Origin of the sequence: Streptomyces sp. NPDC004609 (genome assembly GCF_042873655.1) — a bacterium.
Taxonomy (GTDB): Bacteria; Actinomycetota; Actinomycetes; order Streptomycetales; family Streptomycetaceae; genus Streptomyces.
In genome coordinates this window covers 1-2,143 of record NZ_JBIALS010000097.1, presented here as the reverse complement: position 1 = coordinate 2,143, position 2,143 = coordinate 1, and the positions used below count along the sequence as shown (strand labels likewise).

General features: G+C 64.0%; 2 protein-coding genes. Both read right to left on the bottom strand.

From position 1 onward, the window contains the following. Nucleotides 1–200: 200 nt before the first annotated feature. Nucleotides 201–1,247, bottom strand: coding sequence for a hypothetical protein (locus ACFYT4_RS36160; protein ID WP_389279156.1), 1,047 nt, complete (start codon nt 1,245–1,247; stop codon nt 201–203). Nucleotides 1,248–1,549: 302 nt separating this feature from the next. After that, nucleotides 1,550–1,789, bottom strand: a complete 240-nt coding sequence (locus ACFYT4_RS36155; RefSeq protein ID WP_389279159.1) for a DUF6221 family protein — start codon at nt 1,787–1,789, stop codon at nt 1,550–1,552. Nucleotides 1,790–2,143: the final 354 nt, after the last annotated feature.

Below are 2,143 nucleotides of genomic sequence, written 5' to 3'. Positions count from 1 at the left end.
CAGTTGCACTCGCGTCACCCAAGAAGGTCTACCCGTCCAGACCCTGCCGCGAAGGCAGATCCCGCAGATTGATCAAGACGCAATACGCTCCCTAGTCGCGGTGACCTCGATCATCGCCCGTGTCCTTCGCCTGGTAGCCCGTATGGAGATGATCGCCGTACCTGGGCACTGGCTCCATGCGTGTTTTCCTGACAACCAGTTCAGCCTCGTTCGGCAGGTTCCTGCGCGGCGGACTCCACCGGTGAGGAGCAGGTCACACAGCACTGACCGGGCACCACCGCCGCGGCGAACAGCAGTCGCTTGCCGCACGCACCGGCGCAGTCGGCGATGCCGATGGTCTGCCCGCACTCGAAGCACAGGGCGGCTCTAGCCTCAGGATCTGCTGCCGTTCCGATATCCAACACGACAGCGGCAGAATCGCACCGCGGACACAGAACCGGGCCCGCGATACCGCGCGGCTCCCCCTGCTTCGCGACGTAGCTCACTGCGGCGTGCTCGGGAGAATTCCATCGTACGAAGCAAAAGCGGCAGGCGATGTCGGGGGTACCGGTGACGAGGGCCGGCTGCTGGCAGTAAGGGCACACGACGGTTGAGGAGGCGAGCGGGCCGAGCTCTCTGGCAAGGTCGGCCATCCGTTTGGCCACAAAATCCGTAAGAGCGCTGAGACGGTTGCGGATGGAATTGAAGGTCTTGCGCTCCTGCGGATCGAGGGTGACATACAGCTCCTCGTCAATGAACCACAGCAGGAAGCTGAGCACCTTGGCGGCCTGACCTTGGATCGCCTCGGCCGTCTGGTCAAGTCCGTAGTGCTGCAGCGCGTTACGGGTCTCGCTCAGGTCTTCCAGCGCCTGACGGTGTTCTTCGAGGTCGATGTCCGCGACCTGCTTGAGGCGGTCTAGGGTCTCACTCAGCCCGATGGTCTTGAACCTGCCGAGCTTGAACTGGGTGCGTGTGACACCAGTCCCCTGCTTCGTCTTGGGCAAGGCGTCCTGGACGACCAGGGTCCAGTGCTCCAGTTCCAGGCGCGCCTTGAGGAGCACCTCCGCACCGGCCTGAAGGTGGAGGATCGCGTACTTGAGATCGCGGGCGTCCACAGGGCTGCCGTCTGACGCCGGGGTGAGGCGGTCGACCACGTCGTCGAGGTAGTCAAGGCCATTGCGGAGGGGCCGAAAGGTGACCCTGTGAGCGGCTGCCTGGTGGGACGTGCCGTGGCTCTGGTCAGGCTTTTTATCCATCTGCTCCCCCATGTTGCGGCCACCGAGGCATGTCTGCGGCAGGAGTGCTGGTCGAAGCTTCCCTCTCTGCAAGCCGAAGTACAAGGCACTTCCTACCCTGCCCACCTGGAGGAAGAGTGCATGGCAAACGAGGTCGGCGGCTGCACCCTCCGGCAGGCCAATACCAGCTCGCGTGTCAGACAGCACGGCCCCGAGCGCGGACGCTGGGCTCATCCTTACCGGGCTCGTACTGATCCTCGACCTCGATCGGCTCCCACTCGGGGTGGAAGTCGGGGTGATCGGCGTACGCCGCAACGAGTTCGTAGATCACAGGGCTACGGAGGTCCCTCGAGTACGAGGCGTAAAGGTCCCCGGCCACCCTCTGCCAGAGGACTCGCCCCCCCGTTGTCCTTCGCCCTCCGCGGAAGCTCCTCCACCCAGTCCATGAGCCTCCGCTTCGCCTCGACGTCGGCGAGGACCCGGTCTCGCAACCGCGCCACGTCCTGGTTCTTGCCGGGTTTCAATGCCCGAGCCGCAGTTTCATCCTCATGCAGACGGGCCCGGAGGAACTCCATCATGACCGGAAAGTCGTCTCGTCTCACCGCTAATACCCCCCTTGTCGGCAAGCGCTGAAGAACCATCATCCACTACGGCCGGGAGGAACCCGTCATCCTGCGTGGCAGCGACGGGCTCCTCGTAGGGATCTCAGGTCAGCCGGTTACGGAGATGCCGAGACAGACTTTCATCGCGGCCAGAGCATCGGGCTTGGGCTGTCGGATCCGCTGGCGGTCCGCCTCCACCGCCCCCAAGACGATGGAGGGACGGGTCGGCTGGCTAGTACTGCAACGGTGTTTGTTCTGATTGTTGGGCAGTTTTCAGGGGCTGTGGCCTCGTTGTTTGTAGTGGCTGAGGCGGGCTTGGTGCTGGCG